The organism is Caballeronia humi, from assembly GCF_001544475.1.
Lineage (GTDB): Bacteria > Pseudomonadota > Gammaproteobacteria > Burkholderiales > Burkholderiaceae > Caballeronia > Caballeronia humi.
Map to the genome: position 1 here is coordinate 80,850 of NZ_FCNW02000021.1, position 19,661 is coordinate 100,510.

Annotated in this window: 18 protein-coding genes; 16 read left to right on the forward strand and 2 right to left on the reverse strand. The window is 63.7% G+C overall.

The annotated features are described in order from the left end of the window. Positions 1-86 precede the first annotated feature (86 nt). Genes AWB65_RS19440 through AWB65_RS19460 form a run of 5 tightly spaced genes read left to right on the forward strand, consistent with a single transcriptional unit; the run spans position 87 to position 5,081 of the window. Positions 87-1,289, forward strand: a complete 1,203-nt coding sequence (locus tag AWB65_RS19440; protein ID WP_087668688.1) for a 3-hydroxybenzoate 6-monooxygenase — start codon at positions 87-89, stop codon at positions 1,287-1,289. Positions 1,290-1,321: 32 nt separating this feature from the next. After that, complete coding sequence (locus tag AWB65_RS19445; RefSeq protein WP_087668689.1) at positions 1,322-2,020, forward strand: fumarylacetoacetate hydrolase family protein; 699 nt, start codon at positions 1,322-1,324, stop codon at positions 2,018-2,020. A 2-nt stretch (positions 2,021-2,022) separates the two neighbouring features. Next, complete coding sequence (gene maiA, locus AWB65_RS19450) at positions 2,023-2,664, forward strand: maleylacetoacetate isomerase (protein WP_087668690.1); 642 nt, start codon at positions 2,023-2,025, stop codon at positions 2,662-2,664. A 16-nt stretch (positions 2,665-2,680) separates the two neighbouring features. After that, entirely contained in the window at positions 2,681-3,709 is a 1,029-nt protein-coding gene (gene gtdA / locus AWB65_RS19455) for a gentisate 1,2-dioxygenase (protein ID WP_087668691.1), read from the forward strand. A gap of 37 nt (positions 3,710-3,746) precedes the next feature. Further along, on the forward strand, positions 3,747-5,081 hold the full coding sequence (locus tag AWB65_RS19460; protein ID WP_087668692.1) for an MFS transporter: 1,335 nt from the start codon (positions 3,747-3,749) through the stop codon (positions 5,079-5,081). Positions 5,082-5,131: 50 nt separating this feature from the next. On the opposite strand, the gene AWB65_RS19465 is transcribed toward AWB65_RS19460, so the two are convergent. Together AWB65_RS19465 and AWB65_RS19470 are read right to left on the reverse strand one after the other, a co-directional pair. Beyond that, on the reverse strand, positions 5,132-6,463 hold the full coding sequence (locus AWB65_RS19465) for an NAD(P)/FAD-dependent oxidoreductase (RefSeq protein WP_087668693.1): 1,332 nt from the start codon (positions 6,461-6,463) through the stop codon (positions 5,132-5,134). Positions 6,464-6,488: 25 nt separating this feature from the next. Next, complete coding sequence (locus AWB65_RS19470; protein WP_087668694.1) at positions 6,489-6,890, reverse strand: hypothetical protein; 402 nt, start codon at positions 6,888-6,890, stop codon at positions 6,489-6,491. 145 nt (positions 6,891-7,035) lie between these two features. Between AWB65_RS19470 and AWB65_RS19475 the strand changes: the two genes are divergently transcribed. The 11 genes from AWB65_RS19475 to AWB65_RS19525 all read left to right on the forward strand — a co-directional run. Beyond that, positions 7,036-7,998: a LysR family transcriptional regulator gene (locus AWB65_RS19475; RefSeq protein WP_087668695.1), complete on the forward strand. Its 963-nt coding sequence runs from the start codon at positions 7,036-7,038 to the stop codon at positions 7,996-7,998. A gap of 128 nt (positions 7,999-8,126) precedes the next feature. After that, positions 8,127-10,514: a two-partner secretion domain-containing protein gene (locus AWB65_RS19480; protein ID WP_087668696.1), complete on the forward strand. Its 2,388-nt coding sequence runs from the start codon at positions 8,127-8,129 to the stop codon at positions 10,512-10,514. Positions 10,515-11,234: 720 nt separating this feature from the next. Then, a complete protein-coding gene (locus tag AWB65_RS19485) occupies positions 11,235-11,546 on the forward strand; it encodes a DUF4148 domain-containing protein (protein WP_087668710.1) in 312 nt (103 codons plus the stop codon). Between the two features lie 169 nt (positions 11,547-11,715). Next, a complete protein-coding gene (locus tag AWB65_RS19490) occupies positions 11,716-12,216 on the forward strand; it encodes a MaoC family dehydratase (RefSeq protein ID WP_087668711.1) in 501 nt (166 codons plus the stop codon). 150 nt (positions 12,217-12,366) lie between these two features. After that, positions 12,367-13,713, forward strand: coding sequence for an MFS transporter (locus AWB65_RS19495; protein ID WP_200821747.1), 1,347 nt, complete (start codon positions 12,367-12,369; stop codon positions 13,711-13,713). Continuing rightward, entirely contained in the window at positions 13,710-15,104 is a 1,395-nt protein-coding gene (locus AWB65_RS19500) for an MmgE/PrpD family protein (protein WP_087668698.1), read from the forward strand. The genes AWB65_RS19495 and AWB65_RS19500 overlap by 4 nt, the downstream gene beginning before the upstream one ends. 9 nt (positions 15,105-15,113) lie before the next feature. Continuing rightward, positions 15,114-16,289 (forward strand): acyl-CoA dehydrogenase family protein, encoded by a 1,176-nt coding sequence (locus AWB65_RS19505; RefSeq protein WP_087668699.1) that lies wholly within the window; start codon positions 15,114-15,116, stop codon positions 16,287-16,289. Then, on the forward strand, positions 16,286-17,476 hold the full coding sequence (locus tag AWB65_RS19510; RefSeq protein WP_087668700.1) for a CaiB/BaiF CoA transferase family protein: 1,191 nt from the start codon (positions 16,286-16,288) through the stop codon (positions 17,474-17,476). Before AWB65_RS19505 ends, AWB65_RS19510 begins: the two co-directional genes overlap by 4 nt. A gap of 85 nt (positions 17,477-17,561) precedes the next feature. Further along, on the forward strand, positions 17,562-18,311 hold the full coding sequence (locus tag AWB65_RS19515) for a GntR family transcriptional regulator (RefSeq protein ID WP_087668701.1): 750 nt from the start codon (positions 17,562-17,564) through the stop codon (positions 18,309-18,311). A 19-nt stretch (positions 18,312-18,330) separates the two neighbouring features. Then, the gene (locus AWB65_RS19520; protein WP_087668702.1) at positions 18,331-19,143 is read left to right on the forward strand and encodes an HpcH/HpaI aldolase/citrate lyase family protein; all 813 of its coding nucleotides are present in this window, start codon (positions 18,331-18,333) and stop codon (positions 19,141-19,143) included. A 3-nt stretch (positions 19,144-19,146) separates the two neighbouring features. Then, positions 19,147-19,661, forward strand: a 515-nt coding sequence (locus AWB65_RS19525; protein WP_087668712.1) for an electron transfer flavoprotein subunit beta/FixA family protein, incomplete at its 3' end; no start/stop codon positions are given.

A 19,661-nucleotide genomic window follows, 5' to 3' on the forward strand; every position in this document is an offset into this window, starting at 1 on the left:
AAACACAAAGAGATCATAGCGTATTTCGTCCCTATACTATTCATCAGTGTGCTGACGATCAGTATGCGTTCTAACAGGAGACAACCATGAACGCCTCGACTTCTTCATTGCCTGTTCTCGTCGCCGGTGGCGGCATCGGCGGCCTGGCTGCCGCGCTTGCGCTCGTGCGCCGGGGCTTTGCCGTGAAGGTGCTCGAACAGGCGCCCGCGATCGGCGAAATCGGTGCGGGCATCCAGCTCGGGCCGAACGCCTTCGCCGCGTTCGATGCGCTCGGCATCGGCGAGCGGGCGCGCGCCCGGGCGGTCTACACCGACGAAATGGTCATGATGGATGCGCTCGACGAATCGACCGTCGCGCGCGTTTCGGTGGGCGAGGCGTTTCGTGCGCGTTTCGGCAATCCCTACGCCGTGATTCACCGCGCCGACGTGCACGGCGCGCTCCTCGAAGGCGCGCAGGAAAGCGATCGCATCGAGTTCCTGACCTCGACGCAGGTCGCGCACATCGAGCAGACCCGCGACGGCGTCACCGTGTTCGATTCGAACGGTGACGCGCACCGTGGCGTGGCTTTGATCGGCGCCGATGGCGTGAAGTCCGCGGTGCGCCAGCAGTACGTGGGCGACGACGCGCGCGTATCGGGTCACGTGGTGTATCGCGCGGTGGTCGACAAAAAGGACTTTCCCGCCGATCTGCAATGGAACGCCGCCGCCGTCTGGGTGGGGCCGAACTGCCACCTCGTGCACTACCCGTTGCGCGGCGGCGAGCAATACAACGTCGTCGTGACCTTCCACAGCCGCGAAGTCGAAGAGTGGAGCGTGCGCGAAGGCAGCCGCGAGGAAGTCCAGTCCTATTTCAGCGACATCTGCCCGCGCGCCCGGCAACTGATCGACCTGCCCAAGAGCTGGAAGCGCTGGGCGACCGCCGACCGCGATCCGATTGCCCAATGGACCTACGGACGCATCGCGCTCCTCGGCGACGCCGCTCATCCGACGCTGCAATACCTCGCGCAGGGCGCCTGCATGGCGATGGAAGACGCGGTGACGCTCGGCGAAGCGCTGCGCGTCAACGACAACGATTTCACCAAGGCGTTCGACCTGTACCAGCGTTCGCGCGTCGCGCGCACCGCACGGGTCGTCCTCTCCGCGCGCGAGATGGGACGCATCTTCCACGCGAAGGGCGTCGAGCGCCTCGTGCGCAACGAACTTTGGAAGGGCCGCAGCGACGAGCGTTTCTACGACGCGCTCGAATGGCTCTACGGCTGGACCGCCGAGACCTGCCTCGCCCAATCCTGAACACACAACCGACCACTGACTGGAGCATCACCATGAGCTACGTTATCGATCCCGAAGCACAAGTCGCCATTCCCGTCGCGGGCAGCGACGATCTGTTTCCCGTGCGCCGCATCTACTGCGTCGGCCGCAACTATGCGGCGCATGCGCGCGAGATGGGCTTCGATCCCGACCGCGAACCGCCGTTCTTCTTCTGCAAGCCCGATAACACGATCGTCGTAGTGCCCGACGGGCAGACGGTCGAGGTGCCGTATCCGCCGCAGACCACCGAGTATCACCACGAGATCGAACTGGTTGCCGCGATCGGCAAGGGCGGGCGCGATATTCCGGTCGACAAGGCCAACGAGCACGTTTGGGGCTACGCGGTCGGCCTCGACATGACGCGGCGCGATCTGCAACTCAAGCTGCGCGACAAGGGCCGTCCGTGGGAACTCGGCAAGGCATTCGACCAGTCGGCGCCGATCGGGCCGCTCGTGCCGGCGTCGAAGATCGGTCATCCGACGCAGGGCGCGGTGTGGGTCGAGGTCGATGGCGTGGACCGTCAACGCAGCGATATCGCGAAGCTGATCTGGTCGGTGCCGGAAATCGTCGCGAACCTCTCGACGTATTTCGAACTGAAGCCGGGCGACCTCATTTTCACGGGCACGCCGGAAGGTGTCGCGGGCGTGCAGCGCGGCAACGTGATGCGCGGCGGCATCGACGGGCTCGGCGAACTGAGCGTGCGGGTCGTCTGATCATGAGCCATCTCAAGCTACATGGCTTCTTCAACAGCTCGGCGTCGTATCGCGTGCGGATCGCGCTGGGGTTGAAGGGACTGGAATGGGAGCACGTCGGGGTCAATATCCGCACCGGCGCGCAGAACGGCATCGAGTACAAGGCGCTGAATCCGGCTGGACTCGTACCGACGCTGGAGCACGGCGCGGTGCGCGTCACGCAGTCGCTCGCGATCATCGATTATCTGGAGCGTCTTCGACCGACGCCGCAGTTGATTCCTGCCGACGGTCCCGAGCGTACGCGCGTGCTGGAGATCGCTTCGCTGATCGCTTGCGATATTCATCCGCTCAACAACCTGCGCGTCCTGAAGTACCTGACAGGTCCGCTCGAACTGAGCGAGGCGCAGAAGCAGCAGTGGTACCTGAACTGGATCGAGCAGGGCTTCGACGCGCTCGAAGCCTGGCTCCCTGCACAAGGCGGCTTCTGCGTGGGCGAAACGCCGACCCTCGCCGACTGCTGCCTCGTGCCGCAAGTCGCCAATGCGCAGCGCATGAACGTCGATCTGTCGGCGTACCCGCGCATCCTGCGTATCAACGAACACTGTCTGCGGCTCGCGGCCTTCGCCGATGCCGCGCCGAACCGCCAGCCCGATTTCGTGGCCTGAATCAAGGAGTCGTTCGATGTCCACCATTCAAACTCAACGCGAAGCTTTCTACGGCCGCGCCGATACCCAAAGTCTCGCGCCGCTGTGGACCCGCCTCAAGTCGCTCGTGCCCGAAGCGCCGGCGCCCGCGTGCGTCGCGCATCAGTGGCGTTACGAGGACGTGCGGCCCTATGTGCTCGAATCCGCCGAGCACATCTCGGCGAAGGAAGCCGAGCGTCGCGTGCTGATCCTTGAGAATCCGGGCCTGCAAGGCAGCTCGCAGATCACCAACTCGCTATATGCCGGGCTGCAGTTGATCATGCCGGGCGAGGTCGCGCCCGCGCATCGGCACACGCAAAGTGCGCTGCGTTTCATCATCGAGGGTAGCGGCGCGTACACCGCCGTCGATGGCGAGAAGACGCTGATGGAGCCAGGCGACTTCGTGATCACGCCGTCGTGGACATTCCACCATCACGGTAACGAGACGAACGCGCCGATGGTCTGGCTCGATGGTCTCGACATTCCGCTCGTCGCGCTCTTCAACAGCACGTTCCGCGAAGACTATCCGTCCGATGAAGCGCCGGTAAGCCGCCCCGCCGGCGACGCGCTCGCGCGCTACGGCAGCGGCCTGCTGCCGGTCGGTTATCAGTCTGGCTCACTGAATTCGCCGGTATTCAACTACCCGTATGCGCGCACCCGCGAGGCGCTGCACACGCTCACACGCGGCAGCGAACCCGATGCACACGCGGGCTACCTGATGCGCTATGTCAACCCGGTCGACGGCGGCTGGGCCATGCCGACGATGGCGACCACGATCCGTCTGTTGCCGAAGGGTTTCGCCACACGCGGCTACCGGTCGAGCGACAGCGCGGTGTTCGTCGTGGTCGAAGGGCGGGGCCGCTTGCAGATTGGCGATGAGCGTTTCGATCTCTCACCGCACGACGTGGTGGTCGTACCGGGCTGGATGAGCTACACACTGCATGCAAACGACGATCTGGTGCTGTTCTCGTATTCCGATCGCGTCGCGCAGGAGAAGCTCGGCTTCTTTCGTGAGCAGCGGTTCTGACCGGCGACGATCCACATAAATATTCAGGAGACAAGTCATGAGCACGCAGCAGACGATCGACGTCCAGGGTTTCATCAACGCACACAGGCTGTCAGCGATGCAGGTCGTCACGCTGCTGCTGTGCTTTCTAATCGTCGCGGTCGATGGTTTCGATACCGCCGCGATCGGCTTTATCGCACCGGCGATTCGCGCCGAATGGGGCCTGACGCCCGCGCATCTCGCGCCGGTGTTCGGCGCGGGGCTCGCCGGGCTGATGGCGGGCGCGTTCCTGTTCGGCCCGCTCGCCGACCGCTTCGGGCGCAGGACCATCCTGATGGTCTGCGCGTTGTTCTTCGGGCTGGCGAGCCTCGCCTCCGCCTACTCGAATTCGGTCGAGATGCTGGTCGTGCTGCGCTTTCTCACCGGACTGGGTCTGGGCGGCGCCATGCCCAACTCGGTGACGCTCAGTTCCGAGTACGCGCCGGAGAAGCATCGCTCGGTGCTCGTCACCACGATGTTCTGCGGCTTTACGCTGGGCTCTGCGCTCGGTGGGGTGGCCGCCGCTCATGTGGTGGCGGACTTTGGCTGGCGCGCGGTGCTCGTGATCGGCGGCGTGCTGCCGCTGCTGCTGGTTCCTGTGCTGGCGTGGTGCCTGCCTGAGTCGGCCCGCTTTCTGGTGATGAAGGGCAAAAAGCCGGAACAGGTACGTCGCACGTTGCAGCGGATCGCGCCGTCGATGGATCTGACGAACGCGCGATTCACCGTGCCGGAGAAAGCGCAAACGGGATTTCCGGTCAAGCATCTGTTCGATCCTGAACTGCGTCGCGGAACACTTCTGCTTTGGCTCGCGTTCTTCATGAGCCTGCTGGTGATCTACCTGCTTTCGAGCTGGCTGCCGACGCTCATCAGCAGCACCGGCATGACGCTCAAGAAGGCGTCCCTTGTGACCGCGATGTTCCAGGTGGGCGGCACGGCCGGCGCGATCGCGCTCGGCCAGTTGATGGACCGCTTCAATCCGCAACGCGTGCTCGGCCTGACGTATGCGTTGGCGGCGGTGTTCACGGCGCTGATCGGCAGCAGCACCGGGAATACGGCGGTCCTGATCGTCGCCGTATTTGGCGCGGGCTTTTGCGTGTCGGGCGCGCAGGTCGGCGCGAATGCGCTGGCTGCAGGTTTCTATCCGACGGCGAGCCGCGCGACGGGCGTAAGCTGGGCATCGGGAATCGGCCGCATCGGCTCGGTGCTCGGTTCGATGGGCGGCGGCTGGATGCTGGCGCTCGGCTGGGGCCTGCCGACGGTGTTCGCGCTCGTCGGCATCCCGACGATCGTCGCGGGCATCAGCATGTTGTCAATGGGGAAAGTCGAGCGTGCGAGGGCCGTGGTGGCGCACTGAGATGGGAGCACGCGGTTTCCCGCGTGCTCCCAATTGATGCGCCACTAACGTCAGTTCAACTTCACCGTTGGCCGCACGCGCTCCCTCAGCCATTGACTCGCTGCATACATCACCGCGCGCTTGATGCCCGTGAGGCCGACGATGTGTCTGCGATAAAGATGCCGGTAGCACGGCGCCGCGAACCATCCATCGATGAACAGCGGCCTTCGCAACAACTCGCTCATCAACGCCCCCGCCGCACCCGCACGTCCGAAGGAGATCAGCGTTCCCTGATCGCGATAGGAGAAGAGTGGCACGCTGCGATCATCGAGACGTCGCGCAAGTGCATCGGCGAGATAGACGGCCTGCTGATAAGCCGCCTGTGCGCGCGGCGGCACGAGCGCGTCGCCCTTCGACGCGGCGCACGCCGCGCAGTCACCCATTGCGTAGATGCCTGAGCCGAACTCCACCCGCAGTTCCCCATCGACGATCACCTGTCCCAGCCGGTTCAGCGGCAGCCCTTGCAACGTGCGCAGAATCGGCGGTCCTTCCACGCCGGCCGCCCAGATGGTGATGTCGCTTGCGAGCGTTTCGCCATCCGCCGTCGAAACCGCTTGGGCATCGACCGATTTCACGCGGCAACCGAGCCGCACCTCGACGCCCAGGCCCGCCAGCATTTCCTGAGCGCGCGTCGAGATCCGTTCGGGCAGCGCGGGCAGCACACGCGGCGCGCCTTCGAGCAAACGAATGCGGATATCGTCGGTTGGGTCGAGCGAAGCCAGGTGGTAGTCGCGCACCATCTCGGCCGAGCCGCGCAGCGCAGCGGCCAGCTCGACGCCGGTCGCCCCGCCGCCGATCACCGTCACCGAGACTGGTGTCGTTTGCTGTGCCTGCCCCGAGCGCAGCAGGCTCGACAGCAGACGCCGCCTGAACGTTTCCGCCTGCTCCACCGTCTCCAGCGTCAGCGCATGCTGCTCGGCTCCAGGAATCGAGAAGAAGTTCGTGACGCTGCCAAGCGCAAGCACGAGCGAATCGAAGCGGAGCGTCCTGCGCGGCAAAATCGCGCGGCCGTCGATGTCGGCAGTTTCGTCGATGACGATCTCGCGGCTATCGGGCTCGATGCTCGACAGCGCGCCTTGTTCAAACCGGAAGTGGTTCCATTTTGCGTGCGAGGCGTAGTCGATCTGATGGCTCGACGCGTCGATCTGGCCTGACGCGACCTCGTGAAGGAGCGGCTTCCAGAAGTGGGTCGGGAAACGGTCGATGAGGATCACTTCGGCCTGGCGGCGCTTGCCGACGCTGTTTCCGAGCCGCGTCGCGAGTTCGAGCCCGGCGGCACCGCCGCCCACGATCACGATACGATGGGGCGAATCGACCTGGTGTTGCGCGTAACGATTCAACATGGTGGTTCTCCCGAAAACGCTTCAATCAATTGAACGGCGCGGACCCGCGGCGCAAGGCATCGGAGAGGGGCACGCAGCGCGTGATGCCCGAGCTGCGCGCCTCTTCGAGTCCGCGTTCATCCGCGCCGACCGCGACGACGCGATGCGCAGGCGTCGCGAGCGTATGAAGCGCCACCGCATAGCGCGTCCCGCATGCGCTCGATGACAGGATTGCCGAGAAATACGTGATGCCGTCGTCGCCCAGCGTTTCGCCGATGGCGTGATTCAGGCTCGCGGCGTTGAGTTCGCTCATCAGCAGAAGCGGGTAGCCGTCGTCCCGCACGCCTTGAAGGAAGCGCCTGAGCTCGTGTTTCGCTACAGGCTTCGCTTCTTCGCTCGTGCGGGTCCACACCGGGTCCATGTTTGCCACGATAGCGTCGATTGCCATTCTCTTGCCTCTCGGAGTCGTTGAAAGCCTGTGTGTCGCGGCGGGCCGGGGCGCGCTTGACGACGTCGTGGGAAAAATATAAGTTCGCTAAAATATTTGCGCTATTGAGTATTTATCACCGACTCATAAGTTTTCACTAATACCAATGTTAAAGACGACGACCTTCCGCCAGTTGCGCACACTACAGACCGTCGCCCGCGTCGGCAGCATCTCGGGAGCCGCGCTGGAGCTGCATCTCACGCAGCCGGCGGTGTCGCTGCAGATGTCTCTGCTGGGCGAGGCGGCAGGAACACCGCTTCTGCGCAGGGTGGGGCGCGAGGTGCAACTGACCGCAGCAGGCGAGGTGATGGCGCGCTACGCGAACGAGATCCTGAGCCTCTGGAACGAGGCCGGTGAGGAAGTGGCGGCGCTGCGTGGCGAACTCGGCGGCACTTTACGCATCGGCGCCATCACGACGGCGGAGTACCTCGTTCCGCCGCTGCTCGTCAGATTCACGAAGGAACGACCGGGTGTGAAGCTGCAATTTCGCATAGGCAATCGCGACGACATCGTGCGCATGCTCGCGACGAACGAGATCGACCTCGCGATCATGGGACGGCAACCGCGCGAGTTGCGCACGAGCGCTGCGCCGTTTGCAAAGCACCCGATGGCGTTCATCGCCGCGCCGTCGCATCCGCTGATGCGCGCGAAGCGTCTGAGCCTGAGCGATCTCGAATCGGCGAACCTGCTCGTCAGGGAGCGCGGATCGGGGACGCGGGTCGCGATCGAAGGGCTATTCAAGGAGGCCGGGTTGAAGCTGCACGCGGCGTCGGAGCTGTCGAGCAACGAGGCGATCAAGCAGCTCGTCGAAGCCGGACTCGGCGTGGCGTTTCTTTCGCTGCACGCGTGCGCGCTCGAGATGCAGGCGGGATTGCTCGTGAGGCTTCCTGTGCCTTCGACGCCGATCGAGCGGGCGTGGCATGTCGTGCATATGTCGGAGCGGCGTTTGCCTCAGGTTGCGAACGCGTTTCGGGAGTTTTTGATTCAGTCGGGGGAAGCCGTAGCGGGCCTGGCTTCGCCGCCCGGGCCGCAGAAGGCGCGGGCGGGACGCAAAGGACAGAAGGTGTGATTTCCTGGCTTCAAGTCTGTTGACCTTCGACGGGCATGCGGCGCATCATCGATTGCTGAGGTTTTCAACGCCTCTCAACATCAGCAATGCATGCGACGTGCAACGAGACTGTTGCGTCGAGGTGGACAATGTTCACGATTGAAGCAGATCACGCAGGTGACTTTCGTCTTGCCGCTGTCTTGACGGCGTGCAACAGAAAGCGGACGGTCCTGACACAAAGCGCCTTCTTGCTGGTGCAGGTCACTGCCGCTATCGTGAGCGCGTCATGCGCTTCGAGCGTCTTCGCAGCGGGACCGCTTCCCCAAGGCGGACATTTTTCTGCGGGACTCGGTTTGATCGACACGCGAGCCACGTCGATCCTTGTATCGCAGACGTCGTCGCGCGGGGTCATCGACTGGAGCAGCTTTTCGATCGGCAGCGGCAATCGCGTCGTTGTCGACAATGGCAGCGGGGCGACGCTGAATCGCGTGGCGGGCCGAAGTATTTCATTGATCGACGGCACACTCAGCGCAACGGGGAGCGTCTATCTGATCAACCCGCAAGGCGTCGTCGTTGGTTTGCGTGGCGTGGTATCGAGCGGCGGCCGCTTCGTAGCCTCCACGCTCGCAGTCGACGCCAACGCGTTCATGGCCGGTGACGACCTGACACTCAAGGCAATCGGCAACGGCGTCGTGCTGAATCTCGGCAAGATCAGTTCGAGCGGTGGCGATGTCTTTTTGATTTCGCGCAATCGCGTCGAGAATCGCGGCGAGATCGATGCGCCTAAAGGTACAGTCGAGCTTGCCGCTGGAAGGCAGGTGCTCCTCCACGACAACACCGGCGGACCTCAAGTATTCGTTCAAAGCGGCAGCCATGCGAGCGTCTACAACTCCGGAACGATCAAAGCTGCCCAGATCAGCCTGCAGGCCGCCGACGGCAACGTCTTTGCCCTCGCTGGACGCCATAGCGAACTGCGCGCAACTGGCACCGCCGTCCGCGATGGCCACGTATGGCTCGTCGCAGATGGCGGCGCCGTGCACGCGCATGGCGACATCGTCGCTGCCAACGCCGATGGCAGCGGCGGCACCGTCGATATGAACGGCGCCGCATTTCACTTCGACAATGTGACCATCGATGCCGCGCAATGGAACCTCACCACGCCGGCCTATACCGCCGGTCCGCTCAGTGCCGCAGTGTTTGCGCAGGTACTGTCAGGCGGGACGTCGGTGAAGATCGATACCACCGCCGCGACCGGCGACATCAGCATGGTCTCGACGCTTCGATGGACCGGCGGCGCATCGCTCACGCTCGACGCGCGGCGCACGATCCACATCGGCCCGATGACGACGATCGGCAATACAGGCACGGGCAATCTCACCCTGCGAGCAGATTCGAAAGGGAGCAACAACGGTGGAAGCGTCATCAATCGCGGCACCATCGACTGGTCGCGCGGAACAGGCGTCGTTGCAGCGCTTTACGATTCGAACGGCATCTACAGGGCTGGAACGGTGAAGCGCAACGCCGTGTGGAATCCGGCACCTTTCAGCGGCCTGCGTTCGCAGTTCACCGCTTATCAGCTCGTCAATTCCAGAGCGGATCTGGAGAACGTGTCGAACCATCTTTCAGGGGTGTATGCGCTCGGCAAGGACATCGATTTTTCGGTGTCCACGGATGAATTCAGAGGGATCGGCGGTCCTGCGAATGCCGCGTTCACCGGACAATTCGACGGCATGGGCCACGTGATAAGCAACGTGATTCTTCGCGCCACCGAGGACGCGCAAACTAATCCCGGATTGTTCAACGCGATCGGCACGACAGGCGTCGTGCGCAATCTGAGCGTGGAGAACGCGTATTCAAATGCCGCCGTGCCCGGGCCGGTCGGCATTCTTGCGGGCTTGAACCAGGGCCTCATCAGCAATTCGCATACGTCCGGGGCGGCGCAGCAGGCTTTTGCCGGACCAGCCCCAGCCGGTTTGGTGGGACAGAACGACGGCACCATCGAGCGTTCGTCGAGCAGCGTGAGTGCTGGCGGGGCAGATGCGAGCGCCGGCCTCGCCGTTATCAACAACGGGTTGATCGTCCAGTCGTTCTCGACGGGCAATTTTGGCGGAGCAGGCCGTTCCTACGGGGGCGGCCTCGTCAGCACCAACAACGGCACGATCACGCAATCCTATTGGACCGGAAGCTCCGCGTCGCCCGACGTCGGCGGCATCGCGAACGACAATCAAGGCACAATCAGTGAATCCTTTGCCGCATCCGCCGCAGTTCCGCATACGTTTCCGCAAGTCGTAGGCGGGATTGCCAGCAACAACGACGGCACGATCGCTAACGACGTCTTCTGGAACGCGCAGATATCCGGCGCGACCGAGGGCGTGCTCAGAGGCACGCCAGTGCCAGCCGCGAATGGGTTGACGACCGCTCAAATGAGCATGGCGTCGAGTTTCGGGCCGACCTGGGACTTCAGCCCGTCCGGAACCTGGGTGATTCCCGTAGGCGGTACGCATCCGATCCTGCGGTGGCAGGAGATCGGACAGTGAACGCCGTAGCCATCGAAACATACCTTCGCGCGCAGTAACCGATTGCTGACGAAGACGTTTGTGGCGCTGATGCTGTGTTCGCTTGCACAAGTCGCGCTCGCGCGCGATACCGTCCTTGCTTTGCGTTGTCGGTCAAGCAGCGACACAAGTGCTCAAGCTCCGGTTAGTGACAAGGCACCGCCAGCGCGACGGTCACCTGCAAGCCGTGCGGCGCCGCGTCCCAGAGTTCGATTCGCGCCGATTCGCAAGGCAGCTTCGCCGCCGCATGATCCTGACCGCATCGCCGAGGGCAAGCACGCGCGGTCCCCGTCTAACTACGCGCGCGGCGACGTGCCCTTATACCGGTGCACCGGCGCAGGACTCCCGTCCAGTGCGAACGTGGGTGCAGGCCTCGGAGTCGACCATTGCCCCAGCCCGTTCGTCCGGCGCCTTCGTCCGAAGGGGGAGGCGGGGGAGCGGCAGTCAACAGGTTCATGCGTCCGCCGTGAACGACCGACATTCGTCACTTCGTGACCCCCTTGCGGCATCCACATGACGCGCGCGTCATTTAACAGCGTTGCCGCAGTCGCAGATATCAATTTCGTAACCGCAGCGTCAGCATGGCGCCATACGTCGCAACGCAGAATGAACCTGTCTGATCGTCATCGAAAGACGAGATGATTTTTGGCTTCACTCGCGCAGGGCGAAGCCGATCTGAAACCAACCAAAGAGGTCAACATCATGAAATCGTTCGCTTGCTTCATCGCTGCTGCACTTGTACTCGCATCGCCCTTGAGTTCCTTCGCGCAGAGCACGGACCAGCCGGTTACCCGCGCGCAGGTCAAGTCCGAGCTCGTTCAACTGGAGAACGCCGGCTATCGTCCGAGCATGAACGACCCGTACTACCCGGCGAAGATCCAGGCCGCCGAAGCCAGGGTGCAGACGTCGAATCCCGCTGCAACTTCCTACGGCGGAGCAGCGGACGGCACGGCGTCAAGTTCGGCCCCGGCGCAAATGAGCGCCCTGGGACATTCGATTTATTCCGGTCATTGAGTCACGCGAATCGTGAAGCGTCCGAATTGCGCCGGTACAGAACAGACCGGCGCACGAACGTCCGCCGCGACGAAACGCCAGTGTTTACCCCACCCACCTTGACATCAGGAACCGCCCAGGCAGATACTTTGTCCGTACAAACAACCAAGCAATACAGGAGACGGACATGATGCGGGCAGAGAGCATGGGCGGACAGCGTTATCGCGCGAGCTATGGGCGTTATCTGGAGGACTTCACCGTCGGCGACATCTACGAGCACCGGCCGGGCCGCACGATCACCGAATCGGACAATATCCAGTTCTCGCTGCTCACGATGAACTTCCACCCGATGCACTGCGACGCCGCGCACGCCGCAAAAAGCGAATTCGGCCAACTGCTCGTCAATAGCGGCCTGACGGTCGCGATCGTCCTCGGCATGTCTGTGAACGACGTCAGCGGCAAGGCCATCGCCAATCTCGGCTGGAAAGAAATCAAGCTGACCGGCCCCGTCTTTTGCGGCGACACGCTCTACGCCGAATCCGAAGTGCTGGACAAGCGCGAATCGAAGTCGCGTCCGACGCAAGGCATCGTCACGGTCCATACTCGGGCGTTCAAGCAGGACGGTTCGCCCGTCATGGATTTCGTGCGTACGGCACTGATCGCAAAACGCGGCCACGGCACCGGCGACTGACGCAACGCGCGACCGGCAAAGAGGCCGGCGCACGCTCGAACGGATACCGACCCGGCATAGACACGGGCAGCGATTCGATCTCATCTCACAGTATTGGAGACATCTGTGAACCAGAACGTTAGCGCAGGCGCGCGGCTAGACAGACTGCCGATGGCGCGGTTTCACTGGAAGATCCTCGGACTCACCGGCGCGGGCGCGGCACTCGATGCATTCGACGTCTATCTCGCCGCCGGCGTATCGGCCGCGATGGTGAAGCAGGGCTTCTCGACGCTGCAACTGAACGGCATCTTCGTATCGGCCGGCTTCTTCGGCATGCTGATCGGTGCGGGCTTTTCAGGTTATCTCGGCGACCGCTTCGGCCGCCGTTCGTCGTACCAGATCAACCTCGCGCTCTTCGGACTTACGTCGATTGCCGCGGCCTTCGCACCGTCCATCTACTGGCTCATCGGATTGCGCTTCGTGATGGGCATCGGCCTTGGCGCCGAGCTCGTGGTTGCAGCCGGCACGTTGTGCGAGTTCATCCCGCCCGCGCATCGTGGACGCTGGACCGCACTTCTCGCGCTGATGATCAACTCGGGCCTGCTGATCGCTACGAGCGTCGGTTATGTCGTGATCCCCGCGCTCGGCTGGCGCTGGATGTTCGGCATCGCGGGCATCGGCGCGGTGATCGTCTGGGTGCTGCGTCATTCGATGCCCGAATCGCCGCGCTGGCTAGAGTCGGTCGGCCGTCTGAAGGAAGCAGAGGAAACGGTCAGCGCGATTGAGCGCGAAGTCGAAGCACAACACGGTGCGCTCCCGCCATGCTCCCGCACGCAGAACCTCGAAGTGCCGGCGCAGCCGTTCCGCGCTCTGCTGCGCCGGGGCATGATCGGCCGGACCGTGACGGCGGCCATCACGGTGGTTGCGGTGAACGTGGCGGTGTACGGCTTCGTCGCATGGTTGCCGACCTTCTTCGTCAAGGAAGGCCGCGACGTTGTGACCTCGCTCGGGTTCACGATGCTGATGTCCTTCGGCGCTCCGGCAGGCGCACTGCTCGGCTTTTTCTGCGCCGATCGCATGGGGCGCGCCAAGGGCCTCGTTGCGTTCAGCCTTGCGACCATCGTGCTCGGCTTCGTCTATTCGCACATGGTGGCGAACGCGGCGATCGCCTGTGTCGGATTCACGCTCGTCACGTGCATCTACGTGATCGTGACGCTCGGTCTCTTCAGCTACGTGCCCGAACTCTTCCCGACCTCGTTGCGTTTGCGCGGCACGGGCACGGCCGGTGTGTGCGGACGGCTCGCATCGATCTTCACGTCGTACGGCGCGGTCCTGCTGTATGCACAGTTCGGCGTGCTGGGGGTGCTCGTGATGGTGTCGGGCGTACTGCTGCTGCTCGTGATCGCGATCCTGACACTCGGCGTCGATGCCAACCAATACTCGCTCGAAGCGGTGTCGCCGGATTCCGTGATCGACGATGAACTCTTTGCGCTTCAAAACGGAGACGTAGCACGATGAACGCACACTCTGAAGACGCGCGCATTTCCGCGACCCTCGCGGACTTCGCCCTGAAGCTCCGCATCGACGACGTTCCGTCGGTCGTTCGCGAGCGTGCCAGGCATCTGATCCTCGATGGCATCGGCCTCGCGTTCGCCACTTCGACATTCGACTACGCTGGCGTCACGCTCGCCGCGATGCGCGATCTCGGCGAGGGCAAAGCGACCGTGTTCGGCCGGTCCGGGAAGCTGGCGCTGCGTGATGCGATGCTGCTCAACGGCCTGCTCGTACACGGCCTTGATTTCGACGACACGCATTCACGCGGCGTGATCCATTCGACGGCGAGCGCGCTGCCGTGCGCCTTCGGTCTCGCCGAGCGCGAACAGACGAGCGGCGCCGACATGCTCGCTGCATATGTGGTCGCGATGGAAGTCTCGACGCGCGTCGGATCGGTCGCGCAGAGTGGCTTCCACAAGGTGGGCTTTCATCCGACGGGGCTCGTCGGCGCGTTCGGCTGTTCGCTTGCGGCGGCAAGGCTGTTGGGCCTATCGCAAGGCGCGGCGATGCATGCGCAGGGCATCGTGCTCTCGATGTGCGCTGGCAGCCTCGAGTTCCTCGAAGACGGCGCGTGGACCAAGCGTCTCCACCCAGGCTGGGCGGCATCGAGCGGGACCACGGCGGCGACGCTCGCCAAGCACGGATACATCGGCCCCGAGGCTGCGTACGAAGGCCGCTACGGTCTCTATTCGCTCTACCTCGCCAATGGCGCGACGCCCGATCTCTCGATCGCGACGGCGGGCCTCGGCGACACGTGGGAAATCGAACAGGTCGCGCTGAAGCCGATCCCCGCATGCCACTTCACCCACGCCGCCTCCGATGCCGCCATCGCGCTCTTTCGCGAGCATGGTCTCGCAGCGGACGCGATCGAGAAGGTCGTCGTGCGCGTGCCTGGCCCGGTGGTCGACGTGGTGTGCGAGCCGGTGGCCAACAAGAAGCATCCGGCGAACAGCTACGACGCGCAGTTCAGCATTCCCTACATCGTCGCGACGGGGCTGCTGAAAGGCCGCTTCACGCTCGACGATCTCGACGCCGCCGCGCTTGCCGATCCGGCCGTGCTTTCCCTCACGAAGCGCGTCGATTACGAAGTCGATACGGAGACGACGTTCCCGCGTCATTACACGGGCGAGGTGATCGTTCACACGCGCGACGGCCGGCGGCTGGCGCATCGCGAGGCGATCAACCGCGGCTCGGCGGACCGTCCGATGACCAACGACGGCATCGTCGAAAAGTTCTATGAAAACGCACTGCGCGTCGTGTCGCGCGAGCGCGCCGACCAGGTACGCGACGCCGTGCTCGGACTCGAGCAAACGAGCGTCGCAACGCTCGCAGACATTCTGCGTCAACCCGACTGAGGAGTTCAGATGGCAACCGTCGATATCGATCACGCGCAGGATGCAGAAGAGAACGAGGCGCTCATCCTCGACATGCTCGAGCGCTTCCTGAAGTCCGAAGTCAAACCCTACGTGCACGCACTGGAAGCAGCGGACGAGTATCCGCACGAGATCGTCGAGAAGATGAAGGAGATGGGCCTCTTCGGCTGTCTGATCGCCCCGGAATACGGCGGCCTCGGTCTTTCCACCTCGACCTACGCAAAGATCATCGACCGCATGGCGGCGGTGTGGATGTCGGTGAGCGGCATCATCAATTCGCACGTCATCATGGCGATGACCGTGCAGCGCAACGGCACCGAAGAGCAGAAGCGCGAATTCCTGCCGCGCATGGCGACGGGCGAACTGCGCGGCGGCATCGGTCTCACCGAGCCCGATTGCGGCACCGACCTCCAGGCAATCCGCACCACTGCGCGCCGCGAAGGCGACGAGTATGTAGTGAACGGCAACAAGACGTGGATCACCAACAGTCTCTACGGCAACACGCTCGCGCTCCTGGTCAAGACCGACCCGAAAGCCGAACCGCGGCATCGCGGCATGAGCCTGCTTCTTATCGAAAAAGGACCGGGATTCGAAGTGAGCCGCAAGCTGCCGAAGCTCGGCTACAAGGGCATCGATACGTGCGAGCTGACCTTCACCGATTTTCGGGTGCCGGTGTCGCGGCTGATCGGCGGTGTCGAAGGGCGCGGTTTCAAGCAGATTCTGAACGGACTGGAACTCGGGCGCATCAACGTGGCGGCGCGCGGCGTCGGCATCGCGCAGGCGGCGCTCGATGAATCCGTGTCGTATTCGCAGCAGCGCAAGACCTTCGGCAAGCCGATCTGCGAGCACCAGGCGATCGCGCTCAAGCTCGGCGAAATGGCGACGCGCGTGCACGCCGCGCGCCTGCTCACCGACGCCGCCGCGCGCGCCTTCGATCGCGGCGAACGCTGCGACATGGAAGCAGGCATGGCGAAATACTTCGCGACCGAAGCGGGCCTCGAAAACGCCACCGAAGCGATGCGTATCCACGGCGCGTACGGGTACTCGAAGGAATTCAACGTCGAGCGTCTCTATCGCGATGCGCCGCTACTCGTCATCGGCGAGGGCACCAACGAGATGCAACGCATCATCATCGCCAAGCAACTGATCGAGAGGAACCCCGTATGAGTCTGCCGCTCTCAGGCGTACGCATCGTCGCCGTCGAACAATATGGCGCGGGCCCGTTCGCGACCCAGCATCTCGCGGACCTTGGCGCGGAGATCATCAAGATCGAGAATTTCCGCGAAGGCGGGGACGTCGCGCGGCTTGTCGGCCCGCACTTCTTCGGCGAAGGCGACAGCCACTTCTTCGAGGCATTCAACCGGAACAAGTCGAGCTTCACGCTAGACCTGAAGAAGGAAGAAGCGCGGCAGGTGCTGCGCGATCTCGTTGCAACGAGCGACGCGGTATTCAACAACCTGCGCGGCGATTTGCCCGCGAAACTCGGCCTGACCTACGACCAGTTGCGGGAGGTGAACCCGGCTATCGTATGCGGCCATTTGTCCGCGTACGGGCGTACCGGCAGCCGCGCCTCGTGGCCCGGCTACGACTACCTGATGCAGGCGGAAGCCGGCTATCTCTCGATGACCGGCGACCCTGAAAGCCCGCCCGCGCGCTTCGGCCTTTCGATCATCGATTTGATGACCGGCACGACCGCCGCGATGGCGCTGCTCGCGGGCATCGTCGAGGCGCGCGCGACGGGACAGGGGCGCGACGTGGACGTGAGCCTTTTCGACGTCGCGCTGCATAACCTCGCGTACGTCGCGACGTGGTATCTGAACGGCGACGTCGTGACCGGTCGCGATCGACGTTCGGCGCATCCGTCGTTGACGCCGAGCCAGTTGTACAAGACGAAGGACGGCTGGATCTTCCTGATGTGCAACAAGGAAAAGTTCTGGGGCGTGCTAGCCGAAGTGCTCGACAAGCCGTCGTGGATCACCGATGAGCGCTTCTGCAACTTCAAGGCGCGGCTTGCGAACCGGGACGTACTGGAAAAGGAACTCGACGCCGCGCTCTCGACGGCCACCACGGAAGAATGGCTCGCGCGACTGGGCGGACGCGTGCCCGCCGCGCCTGTGTACGACGTGAAGCAGGCGCTCGACAACCCGTTCGTCGCGGAGCGCGACAGCGTGGTGACGGCCGAGCACCCGCAGTTCGGCGGCATTCGCGGCGTGGCGGCGCCGGTGCGCGTGAGCGATCGGTTGCCGATGCAGGCGGCGCCCGAACTGGGGCGCGATACAGACCGGCTGCTCACGGAACTCGGTTACGATGCTGGCAGAATCGCTGCGCTCCGTGACCAGGCCGTGGTGCAATGAGGCTTGCATGCAAAACGCAGTGAGCCAGGCACGGGAGGTCGGCGGGAGCATGCGTCCGTCCACCTCTTCACGTTCAGGCACATCGATGGTCACCGTACTCGGTCAGCAGCCGCGTTACATGCAACTGGCGCAGACGCTCGTCAACGAAATCCAGAACGGCCGCTATCCCGTCGGCTCGACGATCCCGACCGAGTTCGAACTCTGCGAGCAGTTCGGCGCGAGCCGCTCGACGGTGCGGGAGGCCGTGAAGCAACTCGTGCAGCTCGGCATGGTGGTGCGTCAACCGGGCGTCGGCACGACCGTGAAGGCGTTGAAGTCGGAAGGCGCTTATACGCAGGTGATGCAGCAGTTGAGCGACCTGCAGCGCTATACGGCCGATACGGTTCTCGAGATCTTGTCGAAGGAGACGGAACCGCTCGTCGACGATGCCGTGTGCGAGTTGCTCCGCGCCAACCCCGGCGAGACCTGGCTGCATGTGAGGAGTCTGCGCCGTTCGCCGGATAGCGTCGATCCGATCTGCCATACCGATGCCTATATTCATCCCGCGTTCCGCTCGCTCAAGGTCGACATGGACGAGTTGCACACGCCGCTCTTCACGATGATCGAGCGGCAGTTCGGCGAGCAGATCGCGCAGGTGCAGCAGGAGATCCGCGCGATCGCCATGCCGCCAGCGGTCGCGCGGCTTCTCAACGCGAAGGCGCGTTCGCCGGCGCTCTGGGTGTGCCGCCGTTATCTCAACCGGCGCGGCGACATGGTGGAAGGCTCGATCAATATCCATCCCGCCGACCGCTACACGTACTCGGAGACGTTCCAGCGCGGCTGGAACTCCGCTTGAATCGAGGAAGGAGACACGCATGGTTTTGCGCAGTTATCTGTTCGTGCCCGGCGACCGGCCCGAACGCTTCGCCAAGGCGCTCGCAAGCGCCGCTCATCAGGTGGTGATCGATCTGGAAGACGCCGTGTCGCCCGATGCCAAAGTTGCCGCGCGCGAGGGGCTTGCGCGCTGGCTGGCATCGGAGTTGAGCGAGGGCGACAAGGCGCGCGTGATGGTGCGTGTCAATGCTTTCGGCACCGTATGGCACGACGACGATGTCGCGATGTTGCGTGAAGCAGCGCTTGTCAACGTGATGGTGCCGAAGGCGGAAAGCGCGCAGCAACTCGACGATATCGCCGCGCGATGCAGCACCGGTGTGGCGCTGGTGGCGCTAATCGAGAGCGTCGCGGGCGTCGTGCAGATGCGGGATATCGCGAATGCAAAACCGGTTGCGCGGCTTGCCTTCGGTTCGTTCGACTATTGCGTCGACGCGGGCATCGAAGGCATGGGGCGCGAGCTCGATACAGTGCGCTCGGCGTTCGTCCTCGAGTCGCGTCATGCGGGGTTGCCGGCGCCCGTGGACGGCGTGACGCTCGCCATCGACGACGCCGCGCGCATCGTTGAAGACGTCGCGCTGGGGCGCAGCTTTGGCTTCGGCGGCAAGCTGTGCATTCATCCGAAACAGGTCGACGCGGTGAACAGTGGCTTCGCGCCGAGCGAAGCGGACAAGGCGTGGGCGCAGCGCGTGCTCGACAAGCTCGCGCAGAACCCGCCGGGTGCTTTCGCCGTCGATGGCAAGCTCGTCGACAAACCCATCATCGATCGTGCGCGGCGTATCGCTGCCAAAGGATAAAGCGTGAAGGTACTGGTGCCAGTGAAAAGAGTGGTCGACTACAACGTGAAAGTGCGCGTGAAATCGGACGGCAGCGGCGTCGATATCGCGAACGTGAAGATGTCGATGAACCCGTTCGATGAGATTGCTGTCGAGGAAGCGGTGCGTTTGCGTGAGGCGGGGGTGGCGACTGAAGTCGTCGCGGTCTCCTGCGGCGTGACGCAATGTCAGGAAACGCTGCGTACCGCGATGGCGATTGGCGCCGATCGCGCGATTCTCGTCGAATCGACTGAGGAATTGCAGCCGCTGGCGGTCGCGAAGATCCTGAAGGCGCTGGTGGATAAGGAGCAGCCGCAACTCGTCATCCTCGGCAAGCAAGCGATTGATGACGACTCGAACCAAACCGGTCAGATGCTCGCTGCTCTAGCTGGCCTGCCGCAAGCGACGTTTGCCTCGAAAGTCGTGGTCGCCGATGGCAAAGCCACGGTGTCGCGTGAAGTCGATGGCGGTTCGGAAACGTTGTCGCTGAAACTGCCCGC

Excerpts from the sequence above, each read along its gene's own strand:
- AWB65_RS19440 (WP_087668688.1), top strand. The coding sequence starts at position 87 with ATGAACGCCTCGACTTCTTCATTGCCTGTTCTCGTCGCCGGTGGCGGC.
- AWB65_RS19445 (WP_087668689.1), top strand. The coding sequence starts at position 1,322 with ATGAGCTACGTTATCGATCCCGAAGCACAAGTCGCCATTCCCGTCGCG.
- maiA (WP_087668690.1), top strand. The coding sequence starts at position 2,023 with ATGAGCCATCTCAAGCTACATGGCTTCTTCAACAGCTCGGCGTCGTAT.
- gtdA (WP_087668691.1), top strand. The coding sequence starts at position 2,681 with ATGTCCACCATTCAAACTCAACGCGAAGCTTTCTACGGCCGCGCCGAT.
- AWB65_RS19460 (WP_087668692.1), top strand. The coding sequence starts at position 3,747 with ATGAGCACGCAGCAGACGATCGACGTCCAGGGTTTCATCAACGCACAC.
- AWB65_RS19465 (WP_087668693.1), bottom strand. The coding sequence starts at position 6,463 with ATGTTGAATCGTTACGCGCAACACCAGGTCGATTCGCCCCATCGTATC.
- AWB65_RS19470 (WP_087668694.1), bottom strand. The coding sequence starts at position 6,890 with ATGGCAATCGACGCTATCGTGGCAAACATGGACCCGGTGTGGACCCGC.
- AWB65_RS19475 (WP_087668695.1), top strand. The coding sequence starts at position 7,036 with ATGTTAAAGACGACGACCTTCCGCCAGTTGCGCACACTACAGACCGTC.
- AWB65_RS19480 (WP_087668696.1), top strand. The coding sequence starts at position 8,127 with ATGTTCACGATTGAAGCAGATCACGCAGGTGACTTTCGTCTTGCCGCT.
- AWB65_RS19485 (WP_087668710.1), top strand. The coding sequence starts at position 11,235 with ATGAAATCGTTCGCTTGCTTCATCGCTGCTGCACTTGTACTCGCATCG.
- AWB65_RS19490 (WP_087668711.1), top strand. The coding sequence starts at position 11,716 with ATGCGGGCAGAGAGCATGGGCGGACAGCGTTATCGCGCGAGCTATGGG.
- AWB65_RS19495 (WP_200821747.1), top strand. The coding sequence starts at position 12,367 with ATGGCGCGGTTTCACTGGAAGATCCTCGGACTCACCGGCGCGGGCGCG.
- AWB65_RS19500 (WP_087668698.1), top strand. The coding sequence starts at position 13,710 with ATGAACGCACACTCTGAAGACGCGCGCATTTCCGCGACCCTCGCGGAC.
- AWB65_RS19505 (WP_087668699.1), top strand. The coding sequence starts at position 15,114 with ATGGCAACCGTCGATATCGATCACGCGCAGGATGCAGAAGAGAACGAG.
- AWB65_RS19510 (WP_087668700.1), top strand. The coding sequence starts at position 16,286 with ATGAGTCTGCCGCTCTCAGGCGTACGCATCGTCGCCGTCGAACAATAT.
- AWB65_RS19515 (WP_087668701.1), top strand. The coding sequence starts at position 17,562 with ATGGTCACCGTACTCGGTCAGCAGCCGCGTTACATGCAACTGGCGCAG.
- AWB65_RS19520 (WP_087668702.1), top strand. The coding sequence starts at position 18,331 with ATGGTTTTGCGCAGTTATCTGTTCGTGCCCGGCGACCGGCCCGAACGC.